The following is a 23,528-nucleotide window of genomic DNA, read 5'->3' on the forward strand; positions in this document are numbered from 1 at the left end:
GATGCCCATGCCCGAGCCCTTCGACGGCTACGTGGAGAGCCCAGCGCGCGTGACCAGCACCTGCCTGGTGACGGTGGCGCGCAACCGCTACTCGGTGCCGTGCGAGCTGGCTGGCCAGACGGTCAGCACCCGCCTGTACCCAGGCAAGATCGTCGTCGTGGCCGGCGACGACATCGTGGCTCGCCACGAACGCTTGAGCGACCGTGGCCAGACCCGATACGACTGGCAGCACTACATCCCGCTGATCCAGAGGAAGCCCGGCGCGCTGCGCAACGGGGCGCCGTTCGCCGACATGCCCGAGCCGCTGCAGCAGCTGCGGCGGGCGCTCTTGCGTGACCCGGGCGGGGACCGCGTGATGGCGCAGGTGCTAGCCATCGTGCCGACGGCCGGGCTCGACGCGGTGCTGGTGGCGGTCGAGTTGGCGCTGGAGGGCACCCGGCGAGGACGGGTCAGCGTCGAGCACGTCCTCAACGTGCTGGGCCGCCTGAACAGCGCGCCGACGCCCGAGAACGCCGCCACGGGGCTGCAGGTGGCCAGCAAGCCGCTGGCCGACACCGAGCGCTATGACCGCCTGCGGGCTGGCAACGCCGAGGAGGTCGACCATGCGTGAGCTCGCTGTCGAACTCAAGCAACTGCGCATGCACGGCATGGCCAGCGCGTGGTCCGACCTGGTGGAGCAAGGCGGTGGCGGTGCAGGCGGGGCAGCCCTGGAGAGCTCGCGCTGGCTGCTCGAACACCTGCTGCAGGCCGAGACCACGGACCGCGCCATGCGCTCGGTGAGCCACCAGATGCACACGGCCAAGTTCCCGGTGCACCGCGACCTGGCGGGCTTCGACTTCGACGTCTCGCCGGTGGACCGCAAGTTGATCCAGACGCTGGCCGAGCTGACGTACACGGACGCGGCGCACAACGCCGTGTTGGTGGGCGGGCCCGGCACGGGCAAGACGCACCTGGCGACAGCCATCGGTGTGGCCGGCATCACGCGGCATGGCCGGCGGGTGAGGTTCTACTCGACAGTCGATCTGGTCAACGCGCTGGAGCAGGAGAAGGTCAGTGGCAAGGCCGGACGCATCGCGGCAAGCCTGCTGCGCATGGACCTGGTCATCCTTGATGAACTGGGCTACCTGCCCTTCAGCCAGGCCGGCGGGGCGCTGCTGTTCCACCTGCTCTCCAAGCTGTACGAGCACACCAGCGTGATGATCACGACCAACCTGGACTTCGCCGAGTGGTCCAGCGTGTTCGGCGACGCCAAGATGACGACGGCCTTGCTGGACCGGCTCACGCATCACTGCCACATCATCGAGACGGGCAACGAGAGCCATCGCTTCCTGCACAGCAGCGCCGTGGCCAAGAAGCGCATCAAGGCGCGTGAGCAGGCTCGCCGCACCGACAAGCAGCCGCCACCGGACACAGACAGCTGAGCCCCGCGCTAACTGACCATCTCAGGAGGTCAACGAAACAGCCATCAACCTACACTTATCCACAGCCGGCCGCCACGCGGTTGGCATCCATCCCCGGGTCAATATTGGATCGGCAGGGTGGGTCAATATTGGATCGGCGCCGACAGGCGTATGGCTGCGAGCCCGTCAGCCATGAGTCGAAATTGACGTAGGTGGTCGGATTCGTGTGAATCCAAAGCCGATCCGTTGTCGTGTTCACCTGCTTGTCCTTCACGACGTAGGGGTACACGCCCAGGTACTCCTGGCCTGTGTACGCCGACGTGTCGTATTGGGCGACCGGCAGAATCGCCGCCTTGCTGTTGTGCCCGTCCATGTAACCCAGCTCCCATGGCATCCACTTCGAGTTGTGGCTGTCGTCGCATAGAAGAGGCACTTGCTCATCTCCATGCGGATTCGCAGCAAGGCCGCCGTCTGCGGTGAAACGTGTTCGCGATTCAGCTCGCCGTCGTGCACCCAGTCAACGTAGACCTTGTAGCCCAGATCCTCGAGCGACATCATGATGCCGAGAATCAGTTCCTGGTCATTGAAGCTGTGCGACAGGAAGATGTCGAACTGTTTGGCGCTCGCAGCGACCTTGACCCGCTCTTGAAGGACGGTTCCCAGCGACTTGTTGAGGGGAGTTCCTGCCCGTGCGCGCTGGCGCAAGTTTGCTTCGATAAACAGCGACATCAGGCGATCCAGGTCTCAAAGTTCTCGAAACCGCTGTCTGAGACCCAGTCGTAGGTCTTCCACCAGTTGTTCAGCTTGAAAGCCTGGCCGCGCTCGTTCTCGGGCCGCTGCTTGAAGGTGAAGGGCTCGACGTCGGTGTAGTCGACCCATGCGGTGCCATTCCAGACGAGGGGTGTTCCCTTGAGCCCATCGGCGCTGATCCGCAGCGCGAGGTGGTCGAATGGGTCGTGGCCTAGCGGAAGCGTTGTGCGGTTGGTATCTCGGATGCCGTTGATGTGCACGCCGATGAGGCGATTGCCTCGCTTGATGCTCTTCATGATCTCGTAGTGCACCCAGCGACGCTCATGTGTCCGGGTGCCGATCAGCACCGCGGTGGCCGTCGTGTTTTCCAAGGACCCGTCGATCAGGTTCTTCAACGCCTGGTCACCCTTGGTGGCGGCTTCCTCCCAGATGGATGCATCGAAGTAGCCGCCGTTGTCTTCCTTGAACTCGTTGTGCTTGCGAACGACGTTCGCCCGGAAGTCGCGGACGTCCTTGTAGTCGAAGCTGAAAAAGCAGCGCCGTGCCATGGTTCCTCCCTGCCATTCGACGCGGCGCCACTGCGCACCGGTTGAACTGGCGGTTCTTGGTTTCTTTGGCACCGAGTGTAGGAACAAGTCCCCCGCGTTCAACGCGCAATTCCCCGATCCGCCGAGTGCGTGGCTGCTCGGCTTTGCGTCGGATCCGCCGGCAGCTTCTGCAAACCGCTCGCCATCATTGCCAGACACTCGGTGCTGCTTGGCCGGTCAGGTCTTGGGCGCGCTGCCGACCGCGTCCCAGCTCATGCGGTGCGCGCCGCTGACCGCGTCGTGGCGGGCATCGTCTTCGCCGTGGACGTAGATGCTGGTTGTGGCAATCGAGACGTGGCCGAGAGTGTCGCGAACATGCTTCAGATCGATCTGGTTGGACATGCTCGAACCGGCGGTGTGGCGCAGCCAGTGGGCAGAGGCCGCCTTGAGCTTCTCGGCCTGGGCCTCGCCCCGGCCATCACGCCGCCACTGGTCGGCAGTCAGCGCGAAAATCTCTTTCAGGATGCCGTGGATGGCGCTGCGGGTCAGCGGCTCCGGCCAGCCCGGTGCCGGGCGGGTGGAGCGGCGCCAGGCGACGGGAAAGATCAGCGGCGACGGCTCCGACGCTTGCGGCAGGTCGCTCAACTCCAAGGATCGCCGGTAGCTCATGAGCTCGACCATCAGTTCTGCGGTGGCCGGGATCAGGCGGTCCTTGTCGCCCTTGCCGGTGGCCTGAAGCCACCAGCGCTGGTCGCCGCTCTTGGGATCCGAGCGCATGAAGAAGTCGCCCATGCCGTTTCCCACGACTTCAGAGATGCGCAGGCCGCCGAGGAACATCAGGCTGAACAGCCAGCGGGCGCGCGCGTAGACCGCGCGCTGGCGCGGTGTTTCCTGGGGCAGCGCGAGGATGGTCTGCCGGACGGCTTCCCAGAGGTCGGCCTCCAGGAAGCGCACCACACGCGGCGGAGGCGCTTTGCGGCGGGTTCGGCTCAGCGAAAGGGGGTTGCCGGCCAGGTAGCCGGCCTCGACCAGCCAGGACATCAGGGAGTTCAACACCACCATGGACTGGCGGATGCTGGCTTCCGACAGTGGCCCTGCAAAAGGGCGCCAGCGCGGATCCCTCCGGCCGGCCTTGCGCCCTGGCGCCATCACCCAGCGGTCGGCCGGCTGTGGGTTGGCCAAGAAGCGGCGGTAGATCAACAGGTCTTCGTGGGCGAGCGACGACAGCGGCTTGGTCCGTTCGGTCAACGACCACAGAAGCAGGCGCTCGGCTTCGCGGCGGGCGTTGGCCAACGTGTTAGGGCTGTCGGCGAACCGCGCCAGCCAGGCCAGCACCGCCTGCTGATCGGTGTCGGCGTCGAGCTGCCGATTGCCCGCGCGCGACCGGTTCGAACCGTCACGGCCAGACAGGGCATCGATGACAACGATCTCGCCGACGGGCGCAAGACCGGCGGGCACCAAGGAGCCGGTTTCAGCTGGTTTTTGGGTCTCCATAGTTTCGCCGGTGGTCTTTTCAGACAATTTTGACACTATACGGTTAATGTCAAATCTTTGGAAATCATAGTTGGAAATTTAACGTATTACGCCGTAATATCAATGCATGAGTACCGAATCAGAGATCCTGGGCGAGATCGAGCTGCTGAAGGCCAAATTCAGCGACACGAGAACGTTGTACCGCGAGGTCTGCGTCCTGCTTTTTTTCAGGCACGGGCTCACGCCGACCGCCAACAAGCTCTACCAGTACGTCCGGCGGGGTTCGATGAACGTGCCCACCGAGGAGTTGGGCAAGTTCTGGGATGACCTGCGCCATAAGGCGCGGGTCGACATCGAGCATCCAGACCTGCCGGACGAGGTGAAAGCGCTCGCGGCCGAAGCCATCGCCGGGCTGTGGCGGCAGGCATCGCAGGCCGCCCGCGGCGAACTGACTGCAGCACGATTGGAACTGGAGGCCACTGCCGAGCAGGCCCGCGCAGCTCGCGCGGCGGCAGAGCAAGCGGTGGCCCAGTGGGAAACGGCCGCACAGGAGCTGCGGGCCGATGTCGCTCGCGCGCAGGCCGCCACTGCAGAGGTCCAGGGCCAGCTTGAAGCCGAGCGACGCGCCCACGCCGGCACCCAGGCGCGCGTCGACGAACTACTGAGCCAGTTAGAACTCGGTCGCGTCGCGCAACAACGCCAGCAGGAAGCTTTCAGCGCTGACCTTGCCAATGCCCGTGGTGACATCGAGGCGGCACAGGAACGGGCTGCCGCCGCCGAGCGCCGTGCGCTGCTGGAGATTGAGCAGGAGCGCCAGGCGCGAGCCCGCGCCGACAAGGTCGTGGACGGTTTGCGCGACAAGCTTGCGGAGGCAGAAGCCCGCGAGCGCCGCCAGTCGCTGGAGCACGCCGAGGCGGCCACCCGCGCGCAGATGGAGATGAACACCAAGAGCATCGCCCTACAACGGGCGCTCGAGGCTCAGGAAGACCTGCAGCGCGAGATTGGAGAATTTCGTCTGCAACTTGGCGAAGCACGCCAGGAGGCGGCACGACACCAGGCCGAGGCGCAGACGCTCAAGACGCTGGTCGAGCGGCTGACACCGCCACCGCCGGCGCCCTCAACGCGTGGTCGAAAAAAAGCGGGATCAGACGGGACATGATCGGGGAGCCCGACCTCCGCGACAGCCGTGGCCTGGTCGCCATGGCGAAATACATTGGCGACCTGGACGACCTGATCAAGTTGCTGTCTAAGGGGCTTTCGCGCGCGAAACCGTGGCAACAGCGCCTGGCCGCCCAACTGAGTGAGCTGGACCGTCTGCTGCAGGTGCTGAGGCTGACCATCGCCTTGGAGCGCTCTGACGCCGAGATTCTGGCTGCGGCCAGGGATCTGCGGGCCGCTTGCCGGCAGACGAGCAACACGGCTTCGACGACCCGGGCCGACCAGATCACGAAGGCCTCGCTGCGCCTCGCCGCCGACCTGTCCACATCGCTCCATCAGGCCATGGAGCGACGGCCGACCTGAGACGCTTGGGAGGGTTTTCGTTTCCGGGAAACAAAAAAAGGGGCGGAAAGTCCACGATCAATCAATGACTTAGCGTTCTAGCGATGGGTCTTTGATTCGGCTTTTCAAAAAAAGCGGCGGTAAGTCCCCCTGAGGCGACCACGTTGGCCAGCACCCAGGCGTGAAGGGCAAGCGTCAGGCAATGGTCGAGAACCTCAAGCAGGCGCTACCGGGGTTGGTAGTGGTCGCTGCCTGTGTCCGCCGATACGGTTCAGATGGGTTCAGTTAAGCCAAGTTTTCCAGGTGAACGCACCATATAAGGTGTAGTCCTTAAAGGTGCGTGATGAGCCAATGCGGGCCGGAATCGACCCGCAATGAGTCTCAAAACAGCCACTCCCAAATTCGGCCAGGCGCTACGCGCCGTGCGGCTCGAGCGCGGGCTGTCGCAGGAAGACTTCTACGAGGTCTCGGGGCGTACCCACCTCAGCCGCCTTGAGAACCAGGGCGCCAGCCCGTCGCTCAATAAGGTTGTCCAGCTGGCTCAGACGATGGGCGTTCACCCCTTGACCCTGCTGACGCTGTCGTTCTGCAACAAAGGCGGCGCCGCGGAGGTCGACAAGCTGCTTGCCGCCGTCGGCGAGGAGATCGCCTCGTTCGAGAACCTGCGGCTGGGTACGCGCGACAAGCACCGCCGGGTCACGTGAACCAGACGTCAACGGCGGCCGATGCCGCCTTCGCCGCAGAGCTGGCGCAGCTCCGTCTTCATGCAGGACTAAGTCGGCGCGATCTCGCAGAGGAAGTTGGCATCAAGCCTCGCGACGTGGGCCGCAGTGAAGCCGGTCAGCGACGCGTCCACGTGGTCGAACTGTTCCACTGGTGCCAGGCCTGCGGCTCGTCGCTCGATGCCTTCGTCGAACGTATGGATCAGCGCCTGGCGCTGGACACCAGTCTGACCAGCCACTGAGCGGGCCGTATCACTTTTCGTCAGAGGCACGCCCGCCGTTCGCTGCCCCAGCCGCCCGCTTGCGCGGCCGCGGGCGCAGGCGGACGCTTCCCAGCCAGCGCAGCTCGTCGTCTAGCTCCTGCAGGAACTCCATAAATCTGTAGTCCAGCGCTTCGATCCATTCCCGAAGCTCGATGACGTTGAGGGTGGTCGCGCCGCTCTCGACGTAGCTAACCCAGCCCTGGCTTCGGCCAAGAAGGTCGCCCAGGTCGGCCTGGCGCAGCTGGCGCGACTCGCGCAGGCCTTTGAGCTTCTTCAGGAAGACTTGGTTGTGGCGGCTGTACAGGGATTTGGACATGGATTTCTCTCAGCCTCGCACCGTATCCCAGCCATTTCCATATCAAGAATTTGCATACGGCAGGCCAGCCCGAAGAATCCGCAGCTCCTCAACCCGAGGGCCGACGCTTGGTCCGCCCGCCACTGCAGCCCCATGTTCGTTTCGCACCCACAGTACGAGTTCCCGTTCCCGCCAGCCCTTGAAGAGCCCGGCTCCCAGCACTGGCGCATTGTGGAGCTCACCCTGCATGCGCCATGGTTCCTGCTCTCTGTGGAGGTCGTCGATCAAGATGAACCCGACCTGAGCATCATGCGCACGCTGTGCATCGCGTGGGAGTACGACCTGGCTGACGTGCTGCGTTCGCTGGAGGCCGGCCGGGTCAAGGGCATCGTCTGCATGATGCCGGCTTGGCAATCGCCCACCGGCCAGTGGTGGTCGCGCGAGATCCGCGAGGTATGGGCATACAGCTCGACCAGCGGCAAGCACGTCGTGCTGGCCGACACCGCCGGCGAGAAGTTCGACTGCGGCCTGATCCCGGAGCACGTTGGCGACGTCGAGATGGAACTGCTGCTGCGCGTCGATCCGAAGCCGTCAGGTCAGGGTCGCAACCGCCGATCACGCCGCGCCGCGCGCCCCGGCAAAAAAAGTTCGTGAGCCGCACGATGACGGGCGACGTGGGCTTCGTGTTGGCCAATGAACGCGACGTGCCGCCGGTCGGCGAGCAATCGCACATGAAGGTGCACTGCTGGCGCCTTGTCCAGATGCCGTCGGGCACCCAGCACTTGGTCACCCTGAGGAACGCCGGCATCGCGCGGGTCACATCGCCGATTGGCTCGATCGATCATCAGAAGCGGACCTTCACGACTTCGTCGGGGCGCGTCTACGTCGTCGTGGTGCCGCCCGAGGTCGCCGAGCTGGAACGTCGAGTCCTCAAAGCGGCCGCCGCCAGCGTGCTGGGCACCGCGGACACGCTGGACGTCAGCGACGCGGCCTGGGCTCAGATGTGCAACGACTGGAGTAGCTCCTTGGGCATTCAGTAGCTACTTCCATGGTTAGTTGCGACCTCACCGTTGAGTTGCAACTTCAACACCGCGATGGAGAAGTCCCTTGGATGATCTCGATATCCGCTTGATGGGCAGGAGCTGGACGACCGACGAGATGTCGCGCCACGACGAGCTCCCTGGGCGGCTGGAGATGTGGAACGGCAAGCTGTGCCTCGACGAAGCGCAACGTCTGGTGCTGCTCGGTGCGTTGCTGGAGCATGTGGGCACCGCGTGCGCGGTCAGGCTCGGGCCATTTGAGGCCTGGGTGGACGCGGTGGAGCAGCGCCAAGAGGATCTGGCTTGGGACCGCATGCCGGCAGTCGGCGTCGAGCAGTTCTGGCGGCCGGCCACCCAGCGCCTGTCGTTTCGCCAGCGGCTGGAACTAAAGGCTGACATGAAGTTGCAAGCGAAGTGCCTGCGGCGGCACGCCCGTCGCAAAGCGACGTGGCCGTGATCGCCCACCTGTACTGGTGCTACTTGCCGGCAGCCGTCGCGGCTTCTTCCACCCAGTCGCCCAAGTTCTCCCGCCCTTTGTCGTTGTTCCACTGGTAGTGCGGATAGCCCTTTACCCGCAGCGAGCAGCAGGTGGTCGTCTGATCGTGCAGGTTTTTGATCTTGCTGATGTCGATGGTCAGGATCCCATTGCCTCGGGCAATGCTTTGCTCGATCTCGTACTTGACCCACTTGCTCTTGTCGGTGTTCGCGCCGATGAGTACCACGGTGACCGTCGTGCCGTTCAGCTGGTTGTCGATCCAGGTCCTGATGGCCTTGTCGCCTTCGCGCTCGACCTTCTCGAACTCGGCCTTATCGATGAATCCGGACTTTAAAACCCCAGTCAGGACATTGCTGTTGCGCACATTCATAGCGCGGTGGACGTCTTCATACTTGAAGCTGAAAAATACTTTGCGAGCCATGTTTCTTTCCTCAAGACTGGGCGGTCAGTAGGTTCGGTGGTGTCACGGTCTGCGCCAACTAGCGCAAGAAGAACGACAGCAGGATCATCAGGACGGCCAAGGTGACGTAATACGGGAACAAGGTCCGCGAAAACAATGTCGCGATCCATTGATTTCGTGGGTCGCTTTTGTACGGCTCGGTGTTCATCGAGAAGTCGATGTCCTCCTCCTTGAGCTGCCGCACGTGCTCGTACAGCGACCGGAAGCGCCGCTCCATCGAGAGGAAGTAGCCGTCCAAGAACCAGAAGATGAACAGCGGGAAATAGGCCACGACGATGTAAGCCTTGTTTGTGTCCTTGGCCGCTAGGGCGAAGAGCGCGGCGATCAGCGTGACGCTCCAGCCCTTGAGCAAGAACAGGTTGCCCGACATCCGGCTGATGGAGGCCTGGATGAACTCGAGGTGCTTGTGCTTGTTGGAGATATCGGACATGGCGCGCAGTGCTTGGCGGGCCTACCGGCGGCGGGCGATGGCGTCATCTACCCACGCCGCCAGGTGGTCTTTGATGTGGTTGTAGGTACCGTACGCGGGCGGGTCATAGACCGGCGGCCGCACGATGTTGTTGCCGTCGCGGAAAGTGAACTGATCGAACGGGTTCGTGCCCCTCGAACAGGTGCCCTGTCGGGGGCAGTTCAGGTTGTGAATGTGGATACCCAGCAAGCCGCGGTTGTCCGCCCAGGCCTTCCTGATTTCGTGTTGCACCCAGGGGCGTGTGTGCGTGTCGGTGCCGATCAGAACAACCACGCAGCGCTTGTATTTCATGTTGTCGTCGATCCACCGCTCAACGGCGCCGGAGCCGCTGCGCTTAACGGTCTCCCAGTCGTTCTTGGAGACCGGTTCGTCGCCATCGATCATGCCCATCTGGCGGATCTGCTGGACCCGCATGACGTCGTTGTCGAAGTGAAAGCTATAGAACACCGGAACTCGTGCCATGGTCTCCTCCTTGGTCTACACGGGCTTCTCGCTTCTGGCTGGGCCGGATGCCCAAGCCGCCGTAAAGCAGCGCCACGAAATCCAGTGGCGCCAAATCGTCGGGTGGCAGGTAGTTCAGATCTCGAGCGAGGTGCACGGTCGCGCCGCCGGTTTGCGCGATGGGGATGCACGTCGCGTTGGGCCAGTAACTCGTAAACAGCTTGTGCTCGTCCAGGATGCCATGCATGCCGCCGATGAAGACGGCCGCCTCGAACTCGGCGGACGTAAACATGGCCTTGCGCATCGCGAGCAGGCTGGCTTCAACGTCCTCGCCGACAGCGTCGATCAGCTTCACGTTCGCGAAGTTCTTGTTCTCCTCTGGCAGCACCTTCTGGAACAACTTCGACTGGAACAGCTCGACCGCCACCGTGTACTCGACGCCTACTGCTTGCGCCGCTGACCACAGCAACGGCGTGATGGCCGGATGGCCGCCCCAAACCAGCTTCTTTCGACCCAGCACCACCTGCGCGAGCGCGTTGACGGCCGCCTGGATCTCCTGCGGCCTGCAGTCCGAGCTGTACGGTTCGCGCGTCGGCACGCTGGCGGAAAGAAAGATTGCGCCCACGGCTACTACTCGATGTCGGCCAACTGCCAATCCGCCTCGCGGCTTCGCAGCCATTTGACGGCGCCGACACGGGAGGCGAGCCAGTCCAGGTGGCGTCGCCATTCCTCGCTGATGCCAAGGTGGTCGTAGACCACAGCCGCGGCCCGCGAGTCACTCAGGTCAATACAGTCGTGCATGTCGACCGACGTCGGCACGCCAACGACCGGATAGGCCACGAGCGGGTTGCCGGAGGGCAGCTTCAGGATGACCGAGCGCTTCTGGCCGACGCCTTCGACACTGCCGCCCAGATCCTGGATCGCGGTGCGCAGCGTACCGACCATGTTGGAGTGCCGCAGCGCCACGCTGACACTTCGCACGCGTTCGAGCTCCAGTGCGACATCCGCGACCACCGCCGGCGTTAGGCGTGCCCCGTTGAAGTCGGTGTCCGTCAGCTTCTTTGACGTGGCCAAGTGCGACTCCCGCACGGGCGTGTGGCCGGGCCATACCAACTGCAGCATCGAGATGTGCTTGGCGATGGCGCGCCCCCACTCAGCAGTGGTCCAACGGCTGGTGAAGTAGCCCGGCGTGTCAAGCATCACCAGCACGTCGGAGTCGCACAGCCGGTGCCACAGCGCCGCCTGAAAATCGGCGGCCACTGACACCGAGTGCGTGTCCAGGAACACGTCGAAATGACGCGCGGACAGGGCTTCGTAGAGCTGAAGAGCCACGTCCGCGGACTCGTCTCGGCGATAGCTCACGAACACACGCCGTTGAGCCGGCAGCAGCCCAAGGCACTGGAGCGCCGCCGTGACGAGGCGGCGCAGACTGGTATCGGCCGCGTCATGGAACATCGCATTGATGCTGCGAAGCGCAGCCGGCAGTTCGGCGCTGACTCGGACGGCTGAGCTGACGATAGGCACGACCGGCACGCCGAGCTTGGTCAGCCTGGCTGCCTCAGGGTAGACAGAGCCGTCGGCACCAAAGAAAACCGCGACGGTTGCCGTCGTGTCGCTGAAATCCGCCGTGATGCCACGGTCAATGGTGTAGTCACGGCCCCGCTCAAGACCGAACAGGCCCAGGCAGTCGTCGAAGGTTGCCGTGAAGACCGCGGCCTGGCCGTCTGTCGGGGCGCCCAACAAGAGGCATTGGTACAGAGCCATGCTGCCCCTTAGATGAAGCGCAGGGTGCGAACGGCAGCCCCTTGGACTGAACCTGGCTCGAACAGAAAGAGCTGGTTGAGCGAATTGGCATCCACCCGACGGTAGAGCTGCAGGTACTCGTTGCCATAGGTGCCTCGGCCGTCGGCCGTCGGCACGACGGCGATCTGGTCCCAGTTCTTCTTGCCGTCGGCGTAGCCCAGCTCCCAGGGACACCAGCGCGACGCCTTGGAGTTGGCGGTGGCCAGGAACAGGAACCACTGGCTCGTCTGAATGCGGTTCTGGATGCGCTTGGCAGTCTCGCGATCAGGCGTCTCAGGCATCGCGTTGTCTTTCCAGTCGATGTACAGATCCACCCCTTGCTCGGCTAGCCAGACCTGCAGGCCCTCGGCGAGCTCTTTGTCGTGGTGGCTGTGGCAAAGGAACGCGGTGTTCTGCCTGGCGTTGTAGACCTGCGACTTGCGCAGCGGCTGCCGCTGCGCGGCCCGCTGAAGTTCCGATTGGGCCAATGCCATGTGATCTCTTTTCTTGTCCCTGTCCGGTCACAGTAACTAAATGTTTACCCGTGGTCAATTGGGAGCGTACGGTCAATTCGGTTGGCGCGCCCGCGGTGGGCAGAATGGTCCGCCCCAGCCACAGTGGGAGGAGTCATGGGAGAGTGGGTTCTGATCCTGGCGCTGAATATCGCCAGCAGCGCGCCGGGCGAGATCCGGGACGTGTCGCTGACGACCCTGGGCGGGTTCACATCGAAGGCGGCCTGCGAAAGTGCCGCCCAGACGGTGGCGAGCCGGGCCGTCGCGGTCGTTGGCCAGGGGCGCATGCAAGCCGGCATCCAGGGCAACGGCTCAAAGGCCACCCCGGTGCTGAATTACGAGTGCGTCTTCGTCAAGAAGTGACAGGCCCAAGGCCTGCGTTCCCGCAAATCCCGCTGGATGCGGAAGTTCCGCATCCAGCGGGAAGACCGGGAATTGAGCGCGGCGGGCAGCGCGGGACCATCGCGGCGGCGAGGTGTTTTGGCCACCGCCACGGCGCCTGGTTCTTGGTGCAGAAACTGGCGGTCTGAGAAGCGCTTCTCAATGAAAACAACGAGTTATCGACGACGCTGTTTGATGAGCCTCTGGCGCGCGGTGCGGAAACTGGCGCCCTCGGGGCTGCCGCCCATTGCCAAACATTCGACGACACTGCGGCCACGTCGGCCAGCCCTGCCCGCCGCGATGACAAACGGCACGCCGCTGGCAGCGAGCTTCTAGGTGAGCAGGGCGGCAGCGGTTCGCCAATACGGACAGCCTAGGTGGCTTATGCTAATTTTGCGATGCCCACTCAGATCATTAGATCGAATCGGCTTATGTAGGATTTTGGCCCGTATCCCGGCACACCCTCCGATGCGCTGCATGGCTTGGCCGCAGCCGCAGGCGGTGTTCTCCGGTTCATGATGTACGTCGCGGCGCGGCAGGTGCGCCGGCAGTTTCTCGCGCCATCACCGGCGTGCCGTTCAAGATGGGTTCGCTGGACGTTTACGCGGCGCTGGCAAAAAAATCGCCGGGCTATGCCGGCGATGAAACCTTCTTCGCTGTCAGCGTTGAAGCCTGCTCAGGGAGGAAAAGCAGGGAGCTTGCGCCCAAGCCGATGTTATTCAAATCCCGCTAGCTGGTTCGCCGGCAAAACCCTGTGTGCGAGCAACGCAACGCGTAGCGGCGGTGGGCACCGCTACCGCTTCTGTTTACGGACCGTTCCGCGCTGATGGCGCCGCTCCTGGTGGCGTCGGAGCTTCCTTTCCCGATCACGTCGCACGAAATAGATCAACAGCAAGACCATGATCACGACGAGCACCATTGAGCTGGTGATCAGGTAGTCGGCCAGCGCAGGGCTCTTCTGACGAAAGTAGTCAAGCAGCGTCACCACGCCTCCTCAAATGGAAGTCAGGTTCGAGCTGCGGCCGATGCAGGTGGCTACCCCGACGCTGCTCCGCCCAAGCCGCTACCGTAAGCATTAACCAGTCAAGGCTCGATCTTCAACGCCACGTCAAGCAATGCCACCGCGGACGTCTTGTTGGACCACAGCCAGCAGTGAACCTGCTCGGCCTCTACGCGCAAGGTCTGCGCCGCTTCCCTCACCTCGGTGAGTTTGGCCGGATAGACCGTCTCCTTGCCAAGGTGGTAATGGATGTTGAAGTTCATCGCCGCACTGCCCTGAAACGACCAGGCGATCTTCTGACCGGGCTTGAGCTTTGCACAGACCTCGACGAACTTTGTCGGTTGAACTTCAGCCTTGTGCGCGAACTGTCCGCTGGCGTCCCACTGGATATCGACGATATGGCTAGAAGCGACTGCGCTCAAGGGTGCCATCAACAGAGCCACTGCGCTCGTGAACGGCTTGATCAAGTTGTTCCGCACCATCACTGCACGATCTTCAACTCAGTCACAACGAACTTGCCGCCCTCGTTGGCGGCCTTGAACTGGATGCGCGTGCCGGGTTGCAGCTTGTCCAGCATCGCCTTGTTGCGCACCTGGAAGACCATGGTCATGGCGGGCATGTCGAGGCTTTTGATATCGCCGTGCTTCAAGGTCACCTTGCCAGCTTCGCGATCGACCTTGCGCACTTCGGCGTCGGTCATGTCAGCACTGGTTGCGGGCGCACTGGCCTGAGCGGGTGGCGTGCCATGGCTGGCTGCCTGTGCTGCGGGGCTCAGGAGGGCGACGACGCTCAGCACGGTAGCGCCGAAGAGGTTGAGACGGGATAGGTTGTTGCGGTTCATGTCAGTTACTTTCGGGAATGCGATGAAGAGGGACGCGAGGGCTTGAGGCGCGCTCATCTGGCGCTGACCAGAATCTTGCCGACCATGCCGGCCTGGTAGTGACCGGCGATCAGGCATGCGAAGTCGTACTCGCCGGCACGGTTGAAGGTCCAGACGATCTCGCCCTTCTTGCCCGGGTCCACATGGGCCATGTACGGCTCGTCGTGTTCCATGTTCGGGAACTTCAGCATCAGCGCGGCATGCTCGTCGAGTTCCTTCTTCGTGCCGATGACCAACTCGTGCAGCATCTTGCCGTCGTTCTGCACGACAAAGCGGACGGTCTCGCCCAGCTTGACCTCCACGCGATCTGGTGTGAAGCGCATGTTGTCGGTCATCTTCAGCGTGACGGTGCGGGTGACTTTGTTGGCGTCACCGGCAATCCCCCAGGCCTTCTGCTCCTTCTTCACCTGGGTTGCAGGCTTGCCGTGCTTCTCGTTGCCGTGAGCCCAAGCCGAGCCACTGAGCGCGGTAAGCGAGAGCACGGCCGCGACGGCGATTTGCTTCATGGTTGTCTTCATGTGGGGTGATGAATGAGTTTTCAGTGGCCGCCGTGGCCGCCGCTGGGCTTGCGGATCTTGACCTCGACATCGGTCTTCGGGCGCTGGACTGGCGGCATCAAGCCTGGGCTTTCCGACTGGAAGCGGGCAGCATCTGGCAGGTTGCCCTTGAACTCGTAGGCCACCGTGCCGGCGGGGTGCTGATACCAGCCTGGGTCGCTGTAGTCGCCCTTCTTCTGGCCTTTGCGCACCTTGACGACGCTGAACATGCCGCCCATGCCGACCGCGCCGAAGGGCCCCTGGCCGGCCATCATGGGCGCGGTGTTGTCGGGCAGTGGCATGTCCATCTCGGTCATGTCCTTCATGCCGCGCTCACCCATCACCATGTAGTCGGGCACCAGCTTGCGGATCTTGCTGGCGATCCCTGTATGGTCCACGCCAATCATGGTCGGCACGTTGTGGCCCATGGCGTTCATCGTGTGGTGACTCTTGTGGCAGTGGAAGGCCCAGTCGCCCTCTTCATCGGCGAGGAAGTCGATCTGCCGCATCTGGCCCACGGCCACGTCGGTGGTGATCTCGGGCCAGCGCGCGCTCCTGGGCGTCGGGCCGCCATCGGTGCCGGTGATGAGGAATTCATGCCCATGCAGATGGATGGGATGGTTGGTCATCGTCAGGTTGCCGATGCGGATGCGCACCTTGTCCTTGAAGCCAACGACGAGGGGGTCGATGCCGGGGAAGATGCGGCTGTTCCAGCTCCAGAGGTTGAAGTCCAGCATCGTCATGATCTTGGGCGTCGCCGCGCCCGGATCGATGTCGTAGGCGTTGAGCAGGAAGCAGAAGTCGCGATCGACCTCGTCGATCAGCGGATGTTTTCCCTTCGGATGCGTCACCCAGAAGCCCATCATGCCCATGGCCATCTGCACCATCTCGTCGGCATGCGGGTGGTACATGAAGGTGCCGGGCCGGCGCGCGACGAACTCGTAGACATAGGTCTTGCCCGGCGGGATGCCGGGCTGGTTCAGGCCGGTGACACCGTCCATGCCGTTGGGCAGGCGCTGGCCATGCCAGTGGATGCTGGTCAGCTCACCGAGCTTGTTGGTGACGAACAGGCGCACGCGGTCGCCCTCGACCACTTCGATGGTCGGACCCGGGCTCTGGCCGTTGTAGCCCCACAAGTGGGCTTTGAAGCCTGGCGCCATCTCGCGCACCACCGGCTCGGCGACAAGGTGGAATTCCTTGACGCCCTGGTTCATGCGCCAGGGCAAGGTCCAGCCGTTGAGCGTGACCACGGGGTTGTAGGGCCGGCCGGTGTTGGGCACCAGCGGCGGCATCGTGTCGGGCTTGTCCTGCATCACCGGTTCGGGCAAGGCGGCCATCGCCACCTTGCTGACCGAGGCCATCGAGGCGGCTGCCGTGATGGCGCCGGCACCGCCCAGGAGGGAGCGTCGATTGAAAGACATATCAGTTCCTTGGGCAGACTTCAGTGACCAGCGCCTGCATCGGCGCTCGCGGCGCCGGCAGATGCGGTCGGTATGGAGAGGGAGGCGCGGCCAATCAGTGCGGCGTCGAGATCCGCCTTGGCGAGCCAGAAGTCGCGCAGCGCTTCGATGGACGCGTTGACGCTGCCGACCTGCGAACGCGCGTCGGCCAACAGCTCGAACACGCCGATCAACATGCCGTTGTAGCGAAGCACCTGCTCCTCGGAGATACGCTTCTTCAGCGGCACGATCTCGTCACGGTGATGGCGAGCGATGTCGTAGCTGGCGCGATAGTTGCCGTAGGCCTCGCGAACCTCTGAGCGAGCATTGATGGCTGTGGCTGCCGCCTGGTGCAAAGACTGCATGTAGATGCCCTCGGCCTTCGCAGTTCGCGCACCGCCCCAGTCAAACAGGGGTAGTTCAAGGCCCACCTCCCAGCCGGTCTGGCGTGGCACCTCATTCGACGTGTTGCGCCTCAGTCCCAGCTCGAAAACGCTGATGAAGCGCGTCACCTGGGTCAGGCGCAGGTTCTTTGCAGTTTGCTCGGCCGTCAGGCGGGCCGCTTGCACATCCAGACGCTGGCCCAGGGCCTGGCGCTCGATGTCCGGCTGATCCTTGGGTGCATCGGGCAGGTCCGGTAGGCGCTCAGGAAGCGTGAAAGCCAGTTGGTCGCCCCACAGCCCGAGCAAGCGAGTCAGGCGCTCACGGGCGGCGCGGTGGATTTGCTCTGAGCGAGCCAGTCCGAGCGCTGCATCGGCGTAGAAGCCCTGCTCGCGAAGGCGCATCAGCGCGTTGACGTTGCCGGCCTGCTGAAGCCGACGCGCCAGCTCGGCGCTGGCCTCCGCGGCCTCCTGCACCTGGCGCATGTAGCGCAGGCTCTCACCAGCCGCGACGGCCTGCACCCAGGCCTTCCGCGTGTCGGCTGCAAGGGTTAGCACGTCCATCGCCACTTCGCGCTGCACCGATTGCAGCCGGCGCTCCTCCAGCCGACTGACCAGCGGCAGCGTGAGTAATCGGGCGAGATTTATGTGCAGCCCCCGCTCCAACTCGACCTCGTCGCCTCTGGTGAGGCGGCCGAAGCTGAACCCGGGATTGGGCAGCCTGGACGCCTGGCTGACTTCTGCCTCGGTGACGCCAAGCTGTTGCAGCCGCGCTTGCAGGTTGCGGTTGTTCAGCAGCGCGATCTGCACTGCGGCGTCGACGCCGAGGGGTTGGCGCAGCAGCTCAGCCACCTTGCCGTTCGTGCGAGTCAGGTCTTCGGGAGAGCGATCGACCGTCAGCGTTTGATCGGTGTGCGTCTTGGTCAGCGACTGCACATTCTTGAGCGCCGCGCCGCGCTCCACGGAAGCGCATCCCGCCAGCACGGCGACGGCCAGCAGGGAAAAGGGAAGTCGAAATCGTGTCATTGATTGGGCTCCTTCAGCGGGGCGCATGGCCTTCATGGGCCTTTGCAGCGGGAGCGGGTTTTGAGACTTGGGAAGCCTGGGACGCAGGTGCGGCCGTGCCTGCCGGCCGGTCATCGGCCGCTGCCTTCTCGCGGGCGTAAGCGCGCCATCCGCCGGCCTGATTGGCCTTCTCGTTGGCTTGCTGCCACGACACAGGCGGCGTTTCCTGGATGGGGCGGTAGCGGGCAAGCGCGCTGGCATATTGAATCGCTGGCACGCTGGCTTGCGAGTCGGCGGGATCGGCCGGACTGGCCTTCGCGGCTACTGTTTGCGCCTGTGCAGGCAAGATGGTCGCGCACAGGATCAAGGTCAAGCTCACGGCCACTGCGCAGGGTGGCTTGAATGCGCGGACGTTAGAACGCCCGTCGTTCACGGAGAAGCGGAACATAGATTCCTCATCGGGAAAAGTAGATCGAAGTGCCGCCGGCAGCGCCTGACGTTTCAGCAGGCGCACGGGTCGCGCGGTCGAGCAGGGTCAGCTCTCGGATGGGCGCACAGGCACAGCCGCTAGGTTGACTCAGAGCTGGCTTCGAGGGGGGCGATCTATGCGGTCGATACGGCCGCCCACGGCGAGGTAGCAGACGTCGTGCAACACCGTATCGACGTTGAACTCAGCTGCCAGGGTCGGTGACTCAGCATGGGGCATTGCAGCGCCGCAGCACGGCGCGCACTTCATGCACTTCGTGGCCGGTGGCACGTCCGTCTTGGTCGAACTGTGCGCGCCATCGACCGGCGTCGCCTCCGACACTTCATGCGCCAACGCAAGCGTTACGGCCGCTAGGGTGTTGTGATGGTCTGAGGCGCTGCCCGCAGCGTGGTGATGCTCACCCATCGCGGCCCCCGAATGAGCTGGGCCGCAAGCCATGTCGCCGCCAGCCGCCAGCCCTTTGAGGGGCAAAGCCAGGATCAGCAGGCCGATCAGGAGGCAGCGAAGCGTTACGCGCATTCTGAAATGCTATCTCAGCTGGCGGCTGCTGAACACGGGATGGCGGTAAAGCCCAGGCTGCGCGACAAATCGGTTCACCGGCTGTTGCTCCAAGCGGGATGCAGGCAGCCCGTGAATGCCGCCACGTGCACTCCGGAACCCCTTCAGCTTACCCAGTGTGACCGTCCTTCAGCAGGCGCTCCAAGCGGGCGACTTCGTTGCCGACAGCGGCAATCTGCCGCCCGTCCTTGGCAGCTAGGACTTCGCCTCGCTTGAGATAAACCGCGCGGCCGAAAGCGTCTTCCTTTGCCATCTTGCCGTCCTTGAAGATGTGAAGCGTCGAGCCATCACGGAGCTCGACGGACGCCTGGACAGCGTGCGCCAGTGCGTCGCTTGCTTGGGCCTGAGCGGCCATGCCAGCGAGCGCGATGGCGACAGTTGCAGAGATCAGGAATGTCTTCATGTGGTCCTTTCAGAGGCGTGCCTTGTGCACGCCATGACTCTAGAAAAATCTCACCAACATCAAGGCCACGGGCGCATTACAAGTTCGTCATCCAGCGCTCGTGATCCCGGATGGCCACTCCAGACCGATCTCTGTCCACCCATTCTCTGACTGCGCGAAAACCCTGCCGCCGTGCATGACAGCAATCGCCCGCACGATGGCAAGGCCCAAGCCCTGGTGACTGCCGGAATGCTGTCTGGCGCTGTCGCCGCGTACGAAGCGATCGAACAGTCGCGGCAACAGATCCGCCGAGATTGCCACGCCTGGATTGCGCACAGCCAATCGCACCTGATCGCCGTGCGCGCCAACTTCGACGTGAATGGCGCCGCCACCTGCGGTGTACCGGGTAGCGTTGCCGACCAGGTTTACGAGGGCTCGGCGTATCAGCGTCGGGTTGGCGACCGCTCTTGCGTCGCCTTCGATCAGCAACCGAAGGCTCTGCTGGTCGAGCAAAGGCTCGAAGTACTCCGCCACATGTTCAGCCTCCGCGCGAAGGTCCATGGCACACACTTGCTCCGGCAGCTCACCTTTGTCTGCTCGCGCCAGAAACTGCATGTTGGTGACAAGGCCTGCCAGCTCTCGCAAAACTTCCAGATTCACCTGCAGCGTCTCTCGCAGTTCTGAGGCGGGGCGCTCCCGATGCAGCGCCACCTCAGCGCCCTGGATCATGGTCGCCAACGGAGTGCGCAACTCGTGGGCGACATCAGCACTGAAACCCTCCAACTGATCGTAAGCCGCCTCGACGCGGTCAAGAGCGCGGTTGAAGGCGTGCACCAGCGTCTGAAGCTCCGTCGTCTCCACCGGCGACAGCCTCGCTGACAGGGATTGCGGGTTAAGTGCGGCAGCCTCACGCGAGAGCCGCTGGACTGGACGCAGCGAGCGCCATGTGATCGCTCCCGCCAACAGCACCGTCAACGCCACGCCTGCGCTGCAAACCGTGGCCAAGCGCGCACCGTAGCGCTGCAGCAGCGCTTGTTGAGGGCGGGTGTCAACGGCGACGATCAGCTCGCTAGCGCTGAGCACCGCATCCGGCTGCAGCAGCACGAGGCGGCCTTCCATGACGAGGCCGTCCTCGCGGACCACCTCCACAAGATTCGGCCCGCGATGCACTGCCGGCCTGACGAGCGGTCGTCGCTGGCCGCCGTAGAGCAGGCGGCCGTCAGTGGCCAGCAGCCAGATCCGAATTTGCCCGTCGCCAATCAACACGTCGTTGAGGTGATGAGTGAACGACTGCAGGTCCTGCGGTTGCTGCACTTCTTCAAGCAGGTGTCGCACGATGTCGACCTTGCCGTCCAGGTCTTGCGCTCGGGCATTCCGGATCTCTTCCTCCAGACCCTCGTGCAGCAGCAACGCCACGCTGGCAAACACGGCGATAGCGAGTGCAGCCAGAGCAAGGGTCAGACGCAGCGCCATGGAGCGCGGTAGCAAACGGTTGCTAGCTGCGGACCCGCTCACTCACGCACCTCCAGCACATAGCCTACGCCACGCACCGTGTGCAGCAACGCCGTGTCAAAGCCCTCGTCGAGCTTCGCCCGAAGACGCCGGACTGCCACATCGATGACGTTGGTCTCGCTATCGAAATTCAAGTCCCACACCTGCTCAGCGAGCACGGTGCGGGACAACACTTCGCCGTGGCGCCGCATCAGCAAAGTCAGAAGGCCAAACTCCTTCGGTGTGAGGTCAAGTCGTTTGCCCGCGCGAGTGACCTTGCGACGGGCCAGATCCACCTCCAGCTCACCTAGGCGCATGAGCGTCGAGGCCTGCGCAGAGACCGACCCGCGGCGCAAAAGCGCCTCGACCCGGGCCAACAGTTCAGAGAACGCGAATGGCTTGACCAGGTAGTCGTCGGCACCGCCTTTGAGGCCCTGCACGCGGTCCTCTACTTTGTCGCGAGCGGTGAGCATCAGCACAGGTGTCTGCTTGTGTGCGCGCAAGTCGCGAAGGACGCGGAAGCCGTCGATCCCGGGCAGCATCACGTCCAAAAGCAGCAGGTCGTATTCACCCTCCAGAGCCATGTGCCGCCCATCGATGCCGTCATGGGTGACATCGACCACATAGCCGTTCTCTGACAGTCCTTTTCGGAGGTACTCCGCCAGGCGGACCTCATCTTCGATTACCAGGATTCGCATGACGCCGAGTGTGACGCAGGGGCGCCGGTCGATGAAGGCTCTGGAACATTACAGAACTGTCATGTTCAAGTGGGCTTGATGTTGGTCCGGCCCCCCTAAAGTGGATTTTGTGTGCACCGACGCTGGGCTGCGACGGCGACTGCATCCCCCGGACCGCCCTGCTGTATGAAGGAAAAGTCACCATGAAACGCCGCAACATTTCCCTGACCGTCGTTCTATCCAGCGCGATCGCTGTTTTGCCATGGTCTGCGATAGCCGCCAACGCCACCCCTGCGCCTAGCGCCACGGCTGGTGCTGTTTACGCAGTTGGCGAAGTCAAGAAGATCGATGTCAGCCAAGGCAAGATCACTCTCAAGCATGGTCCGATCGACAACCTCGGCATGCCCGGCATGACGATGGTGTTCCGCGCTGATCCGGCAGTGCTCGCGAGCGTGAAGGTCGGGGACCAAGTCAAGTTCAAGGCCGACAAGGTCGATGGCTCGATCAAGGTCACCGAACTTGTGAAGTCATCCTGACGAGCTGCACCACAGCCCACCTGTGTGTCGCCAAATCATGGAACGACACGCGCCAGCCTCAACCCAACCGAAAGTAACGTACAGATGAAGCTCCGCACTATCGCCGCTATGGCCACCCTTTGCGCGGCCAGCAGTATGGCCTTCGCGGGCGGCACGCACGCGGGCGGCCATGCGCATGACAAAGGTGGCGCCAACGCCGTCGGCATACCAGGCAAAGCCGCTCTGGTCACGCGCACCGTCGATGTCGACATGACCGACGGCATGCGCTTTAACCCGGCCAACATTGAGGCCAAGCAAGGCGAGACCGTCCGCTTCCGAATCAAGAACTCGGGCAAGCTCAAGCACGAGTTCGTGCTCGGCACTGACCAGGAACTCAAGGAGCACTACCAGCAGATGCTCAAGTTCCCGGAGATGGAGCATGAGGAGCCCAACATGATCACGCTGGCCGGCGGGAAGACCGGCGTGGTGGTCTGGCAGTTCACCAAGGCCGGCAAAGTGGACTTCGCGTGCCTGCAACCCGGTCACTACGACGCCGGCATGAAGGGCGCGGTCACCGTGACCAAGGGCAGCGCCAAGCCGGCCGCGAAAAGCGCCAAGGCGGCGGACGGCCACGACCACAAGCATTGATGGCCAGCCCCGCGATGAACCGCCGCCGCCTCCTTACTTCCAGCCTCAGCGTCGCCGTGGCGCTTGCCGTGCCGGGGCTTGCGAACGCCAAGCCTGCACCGAAGGTCGAAGTCTGGAAGTCACCCGATTGCGGATGCTGCAAGAGCTGGCTCGCGCACCTGGAGACGCAAGGCATGACGGTGGGAACGATCCATGACATCGGCAACGTCGAAGCGCGTCAGGCGCTGGGCGTGCCCGCCAAGTTGGGCTCGTGCCACACAGCCAAGATCGGGGGCTATGCCATCGAAGGGCACGTGCCGGCTCGCGAGATCAAGCGCCTGCTCAAGGAGAAGCCCGCGGCCATTGGCCTGGCTGTGCCTGGCATGCCGCTGGGCAGCCCCGGCATGGATGGCCCCGACTTCGACAACCAGACCCAGCCCTACGACGTGCTCCTCGTGCTCAAGGACGGCAGCACGCGCGTCTACCAGTCCTATTTCCGTTGAACCCAATGCTGAAGGAAGTCTTATGAACGCCCCGACCCTCCGTTCACTGCTGGCCTGCGCCTCGCTGCTGGCTGGTTCTGCTGCCTTCGCTGCCAACCATGGGGCGGCGCACTCGGGCCACCATGCTGCAAGCGCTGCTCAGCCCGCAGCCATCGCGAGTACAGACCTCACCGACGGCGAAGTTCGGCGCGTCGACGTGGCCAACAAGAAGGTCACGATCAAGCACGCCGAGATCAAGAGCATCGCCATGCCGGCGATGACGATGGTGTTTCAGGTTCGCGACCCGGTCATGCTCGACAAGCTCAAGGTGGGCGACAAGGTGCGCTTTGCTGTCGAGCAAGCGAACGGTGCCATGGTCGTGACGCAACTGCAGCCAGCCCAATGAGAAAGCAAATGATGCCGACCGGGCGTGGCCGCACGTAGATATGACCTGAGCGTCGGAACGTTCTACTGAATCGTCGTTTCATGCCGCGCCTGGTGCGTCGGCAGGAAGTGGTGCGTTCCGCCGCGTGCCGCTTGACACCCGAATCGCTGGGA

Annotated in this window: 36 protein-coding genes; 15 read left to right on the top strand and 21 right to left on the bottom strand. The window is 63.5% G+C overall.

The genetic code is table 11. From position 1 onward, the window contains the following. The coding region (locus ACT6S0_RS14145) for a Mu transposase domain-containing protein (RefSeq protein ID WP_444764469.1) at positions 1-610 on the top strand (610 nt) is incomplete at its 5' end. Continuing rightward, entirely contained in the window at positions 603-1,421 is an 819-nt protein-coding gene (istB, locus tag ACT6S0_RS14150; protein ID WP_444764470.1) for an IS21-like element helper ATPase IstB, read from the top strand. The genes ACT6S0_RS14145 and istB, both read left to right, overlap by 8 nt. Before the next feature lie 249 nt (positions 1,422-1,670). Here istB and ACT6S0_RS14155 read toward each other — a convergent pair whose 3' ends face one another. From ACT6S0_RS14155 to ACT6S0_RS14165, 3 genes are all read right to left on the bottom strand, one after another. Beyond that, complete coding sequence (locus ACT6S0_RS14155; protein ID WP_444764471.1) at positions 1,671-2,129, bottom strand: hypothetical protein; 459 nt, start codon at positions 2,127-2,129, stop codon at positions 1,671-1,673. Continuing rightward, positions 2,129-2,698, bottom strand: a complete 570-nt coding sequence (locus tag ACT6S0_RS14160) for a TIR domain-containing protein (RefSeq protein WP_444764472.1) — start codon at positions 2,696-2,698, stop codon at positions 2,129-2,131. Before ACT6S0_RS14160 ends, ACT6S0_RS14155 begins: the two co-directional genes overlap by 1 nt. A 216-nt stretch (positions 2,699-2,914) precedes the next feature. Next, on the bottom strand, positions 2,915-4,135 hold the full coding sequence (locus ACT6S0_RS14165; protein ID WP_444764473.1) for a tyrosine-type recombinase/integrase: 1,221 nt from the start codon (positions 4,133-4,135) through the stop codon (positions 2,915-2,917). Positions 4,136-4,346: 211 nt separating this feature from the next. Between ACT6S0_RS14165 and ACT6S0_RS14170 the strand changes: the two genes are divergently transcribed. The 4 genes from ACT6S0_RS14170 to ACT6S0_RS14185 all read left to right on the top strand — a co-directional run bounded on the left by ACT6S0_RS14170 (position 4,347) and on the right by ACT6S0_RS14185 (position 6,614). Then, entirely contained in the window at positions 4,347-5,309 is a 963-nt protein-coding gene (locus ACT6S0_RS14170; protein WP_444764474.1) for a DNA-binding protein, read from the top strand. Beyond that, positions 5,306-5,671, top strand: coding sequence for a hypothetical protein (locus tag ACT6S0_RS14175; protein WP_444764475.1), 366 nt, complete (start codon positions 5,306-5,308; stop codon positions 5,669-5,671). The genes ACT6S0_RS14170 and ACT6S0_RS14175 overlap by 4 nt, the downstream gene beginning before the upstream one ends. 353 nt (positions 5,672-6,024) lie before the next feature. After that, positions 6,025-6,354 carry a helix-turn-helix domain-containing protein gene (locus ACT6S0_RS14180; protein ID WP_444764476.1) on the top strand — a complete coding sequence of 110 codons (330 nt, stop codon included), beginning with the start codon at positions 6,025-6,027 and terminating at the stop codon, positions 6,352-6,354. After that, complete coding sequence (locus ACT6S0_RS14185) at positions 6,351-6,614, top strand: helix-turn-helix domain-containing protein (RefSeq protein WP_444764477.1); 264 nt, start codon at positions 6,351-6,353, stop codon at positions 6,612-6,614. Before ACT6S0_RS14180 ends, ACT6S0_RS14185 begins: the two co-directional genes overlap by 4 nt. A 10-nt stretch (positions 6,615-6,624) precedes the next feature. Here the strand turns inward: ACT6S0_RS14185 and ACT6S0_RS14190 are convergent, their stop codons facing one another. After that, the gene (locus tag ACT6S0_RS14190) at positions 6,625-6,951 is read right to left on the bottom strand and encodes a helix-turn-helix domain-containing protein (protein ID WP_444764478.1); all 327 of its coding nucleotides are present in this window, start codon (positions 6,949-6,951) and stop codon (positions 6,625-6,627) included. A gap of 210 nt (positions 6,952-7,161) precedes the next feature. Between ACT6S0_RS14190 and ACT6S0_RS14195 the strand changes: the two genes are divergently transcribed. The 3 genes from ACT6S0_RS14195 to ACT6S0_RS14205 all read left to right on the top strand — a co-directional run bounded on the left by ACT6S0_RS14195 (position 7,162) and on the right by ACT6S0_RS14205 (position 8,427). After that, on the top strand, positions 7,162-7,584 hold the full coding sequence (locus ACT6S0_RS14195) for a hypothetical protein (protein ID WP_444764479.1): 423 nt from the start codon (positions 7,162-7,164) through the stop codon (positions 7,582-7,584). Next, positions 7,581-7,970: a hypothetical protein gene (locus ACT6S0_RS14200; protein WP_444764480.1), complete on the top strand. Its 390-nt coding sequence runs from the start codon at positions 7,581-7,583 to the stop codon at positions 7,968-7,970. The genes ACT6S0_RS14195 and ACT6S0_RS14200 overlap by 4 nt, the downstream gene beginning before the upstream one ends. Positions 7,971-8,037: 67 nt before the next feature. Beyond that, entirely contained in the window at positions 8,038-8,427 is a 390-nt protein-coding gene (locus ACT6S0_RS14205) for a hypothetical protein (protein WP_444764481.1), read from the top strand. A gap of 19 nt (positions 8,428-8,446) precedes the next feature. On the opposite strand, the gene ACT6S0_RS14210 is transcribed toward ACT6S0_RS14205, so the two are convergent. Genes ACT6S0_RS14210 through ACT6S0_RS14235 form a run of 6 tightly spaced genes read right to left on the bottom strand, consistent with a single transcriptional unit; the run spans position 8,447 to position 12,112 of the window. Beyond that, positions 8,447-8,887: a TIR domain-containing protein gene (locus tag ACT6S0_RS14210; RefSeq protein ID WP_444764482.1), complete on the bottom strand. Its 441-nt coding sequence runs from the start codon at positions 8,885-8,887 to the stop codon at positions 8,447-8,449. 58 nt (positions 8,888-8,945) lie between these two features. Next, positions 8,946-9,356, bottom strand: coding sequence for a hypothetical protein (locus ACT6S0_RS14215; RefSeq protein WP_444764483.1), 411 nt, complete (start codon positions 9,354-9,356; stop codon positions 8,946-8,948). 21 nt (positions 9,357-9,377) lie between these two features. After that, positions 9,378-9,857 carry a TIR domain-containing protein gene (locus tag ACT6S0_RS14220; protein WP_444764484.1) on the bottom strand — a complete coding sequence of 160 codons (480 nt, stop codon included), beginning with the start codon at positions 9,855-9,857 and terminating at the stop codon, positions 9,378-9,380. Further along, a complete protein-coding gene (locus ACT6S0_RS14225; protein ID WP_444764485.1) occupies positions 9,832-10,461 on the bottom strand; it encodes an SLOG domain-containing protein in 630 nt (209 codons plus the stop codon). The genes ACT6S0_RS14220 and ACT6S0_RS14225 overlap by 26 nt, the downstream gene beginning before the upstream one ends. 5 nt (positions 10,462-10,466) lie before the next feature. Then, complete coding sequence (locus ACT6S0_RS14230) at positions 10,467-11,600, bottom strand: toll/interleukin-1 receptor domain-containing protein (protein WP_444764486.1); 1,134 nt, start codon at positions 11,598-11,600, stop codon at positions 10,467-10,469. 8 nt (positions 11,601-11,608) lie between these two features. Then, positions 11,609-12,112 carry a toll/interleukin-1 receptor domain-containing protein gene (locus ACT6S0_RS14235; protein WP_444764487.1) on the bottom strand — a complete coding sequence of 168 codons (504 nt, stop codon included), beginning with the start codon at positions 12,110-12,112 and terminating at the stop codon, positions 11,609-11,611. A gap of 135 nt (positions 12,113-12,247) precedes the next feature. On the opposite strand from ACT6S0_RS14235, the gene ACT6S0_RS14240 reads away from it, so the two are divergent. Together ACT6S0_RS14240 and ACT6S0_RS14245 are read left to right on the top strand one after the other, a co-directional pair. Next, on the top strand, positions 12,248-12,493 hold the full coding sequence (locus tag ACT6S0_RS14240; protein ID WP_444764488.1) for a hypothetical protein: 246 nt from the start codon (positions 12,248-12,250) through the stop codon (positions 12,491-12,493). 589 nt (positions 12,494-13,082) lie between these two features. Further along, positions 13,083-13,244 (top strand): hypothetical protein, encoded by a 162-nt coding sequence (locus ACT6S0_RS14245; protein WP_444764489.1) that lies wholly within the window; start codon positions 13,083-13,085, stop codon positions 13,242-13,244. 60 nt (positions 13,245-13,304) lie between these two features. Here the strand turns inward: ACT6S0_RS14245 and ACT6S0_RS14250 are convergent, their stop codons facing one another. The 11 genes from ACT6S0_RS14250 to ACT6S0_RS14300 all read right to left on the bottom strand — a co-directional run bounded on the left by ACT6S0_RS14250 (position 13,305) and on the right by ACT6S0_RS14300 (position 21,367). Beyond that, the gene (locus tag ACT6S0_RS14250; protein ID WP_444764490.1) at positions 13,305-13,496 is read right to left on the bottom strand and encodes a hypothetical protein; all 192 of its coding nucleotides are present in this window, start codon (positions 13,494-13,496) and stop codon (positions 13,305-13,307) included. A 98-nt stretch (positions 13,497-13,594) separates the two neighbouring features. Then, the gene (locus tag ACT6S0_RS14255; protein WP_444764491.1) at positions 13,595-13,978 is read right to left on the bottom strand and encodes a hypothetical protein; all 384 of its coding nucleotides are present in this window, start codon (positions 13,976-13,978) and stop codon (positions 13,595-13,597) included. Positions 13,979-13,992: 14 nt separating this feature from the next. Beyond that, positions 13,993-14,352: a copper-binding protein gene (locus ACT6S0_RS14260; RefSeq protein ID WP_444764492.1), complete on the bottom strand. Its 360-nt coding sequence runs from the start codon at positions 14,350-14,352 to the stop codon at positions 13,993-13,995. Between the two features lie 53 nt (positions 14,353-14,405). After that, complete coding sequence (locus ACT6S0_RS14265) at positions 14,406-14,897, bottom strand: cupredoxin domain-containing protein (RefSeq protein ID WP_444764493.1); 492 nt, start codon at positions 14,895-14,897, stop codon at positions 14,406-14,408. 32 nt (positions 14,898-14,929) lie between these two features. Next, the gene (locus tag ACT6S0_RS14270; RefSeq protein WP_444764494.1) at positions 14,930-16,348 is read right to left on the bottom strand and encodes a multicopper oxidase family protein; all 1,419 of its coding nucleotides are present in this window, start codon (positions 16,346-16,348) and stop codon (positions 14,930-14,932) included. Between the two features lie 20 nt (positions 16,349-16,368). Further along, entirely contained in the window at positions 16,369-17,772 is a 1,404-nt protein-coding gene (locus tag ACT6S0_RS14275; RefSeq protein ID WP_444764495.1) for a TolC family protein, read from the bottom strand. A 13-nt stretch (positions 17,773-17,785) separates the two neighbouring features. After that, on the bottom strand, positions 17,786-18,199 hold the full coding sequence (locus ACT6S0_RS14280; protein ID WP_444764497.1) for a hypothetical protein: 414 nt from the start codon (positions 18,197-18,199) through the stop codon (positions 17,786-17,788). Between the two features lie 129 nt (positions 18,200-18,328). Next, entirely contained in the window at positions 18,329-18,757 is a 429-nt protein-coding gene (locus ACT6S0_RS14285) for a hypothetical protein (RefSeq protein WP_444764498.1), read from the bottom strand. Between the two features lie 148 nt (positions 18,758-18,905). Beyond that, the gene (locus ACT6S0_RS14290; protein ID WP_444764499.1) at positions 18,906-19,199 is read right to left on the bottom strand and encodes a CopK family periplasmic copper-binding protein; all 294 of its coding nucleotides are present in this window, start codon (positions 19,197-19,199) and stop codon (positions 18,906-18,908) included. A gap of 87 nt (positions 19,200-19,286) precedes the next feature. Further along, positions 19,287-20,651, bottom strand: coding sequence for a heavy metal sensor histidine kinase (locus ACT6S0_RS14295; RefSeq protein ID WP_444764500.1), 1,365 nt, complete (start codon positions 20,649-20,651; stop codon positions 19,287-19,289). A 38-nt stretch (positions 20,652-20,689) separates the two neighbouring features. After that, entirely contained in the window at positions 20,690-21,367 is a 678-nt protein-coding gene (locus ACT6S0_RS14300) for a heavy metal response regulator transcription factor (protein ID WP_444764501.1), read from the bottom strand. A gap of 182 nt (positions 21,368-21,549) precedes the next feature. Between ACT6S0_RS14300 and ACT6S0_RS14305 the strand changes: the two genes are divergently transcribed. The 4 genes from ACT6S0_RS14305 (at position 21,550) to ACT6S0_RS14320 (ending at position 23,376) form a co-directional block, all read left to right on the top strand. Further along, a complete protein-coding gene (locus ACT6S0_RS14305; protein ID WP_444764502.1) occupies positions 21,550-21,882 on the top strand; it encodes a copper-binding protein in 333 nt (110 codons plus the stop codon). 84 nt (positions 21,883-21,966) lie between these two features. Continuing rightward, positions 21,967-22,509: a cupredoxin domain-containing protein gene (locus ACT6S0_RS14310; RefSeq protein WP_444764503.1), complete on the top strand. Its 543-nt coding sequence runs from the start codon at positions 21,967-21,969 to the stop codon at positions 22,507-22,509. Positions 22,510-22,523: 14 nt separating this feature from the next. Then, a complete protein-coding gene (locus ACT6S0_RS14315) occupies positions 22,524-22,991 on the top strand; it encodes a DUF411 domain-containing protein (RefSeq protein ID WP_444764512.1) in 468 nt (155 codons plus the stop codon). A gap of 22 nt (positions 22,992-23,013) precedes the next feature. Next, positions 23,014-23,376 (top strand): copper-binding protein, encoded by a 363-nt coding sequence (locus ACT6S0_RS14320; protein ID WP_444764504.1) that lies wholly within the window; start codon positions 23,014-23,016, stop codon positions 23,374-23,376. Positions 23,377-23,528 lie beyond the last annotated feature (152 nt).

This window comes from Roseateles sp. (assembly GCF_052436255.1).
Taxonomy (GTDB): Bacteria; Pseudomonadota; Gammaproteobacteria; order Burkholderiales; family Burkholderiaceae_C; genus Pelomonas.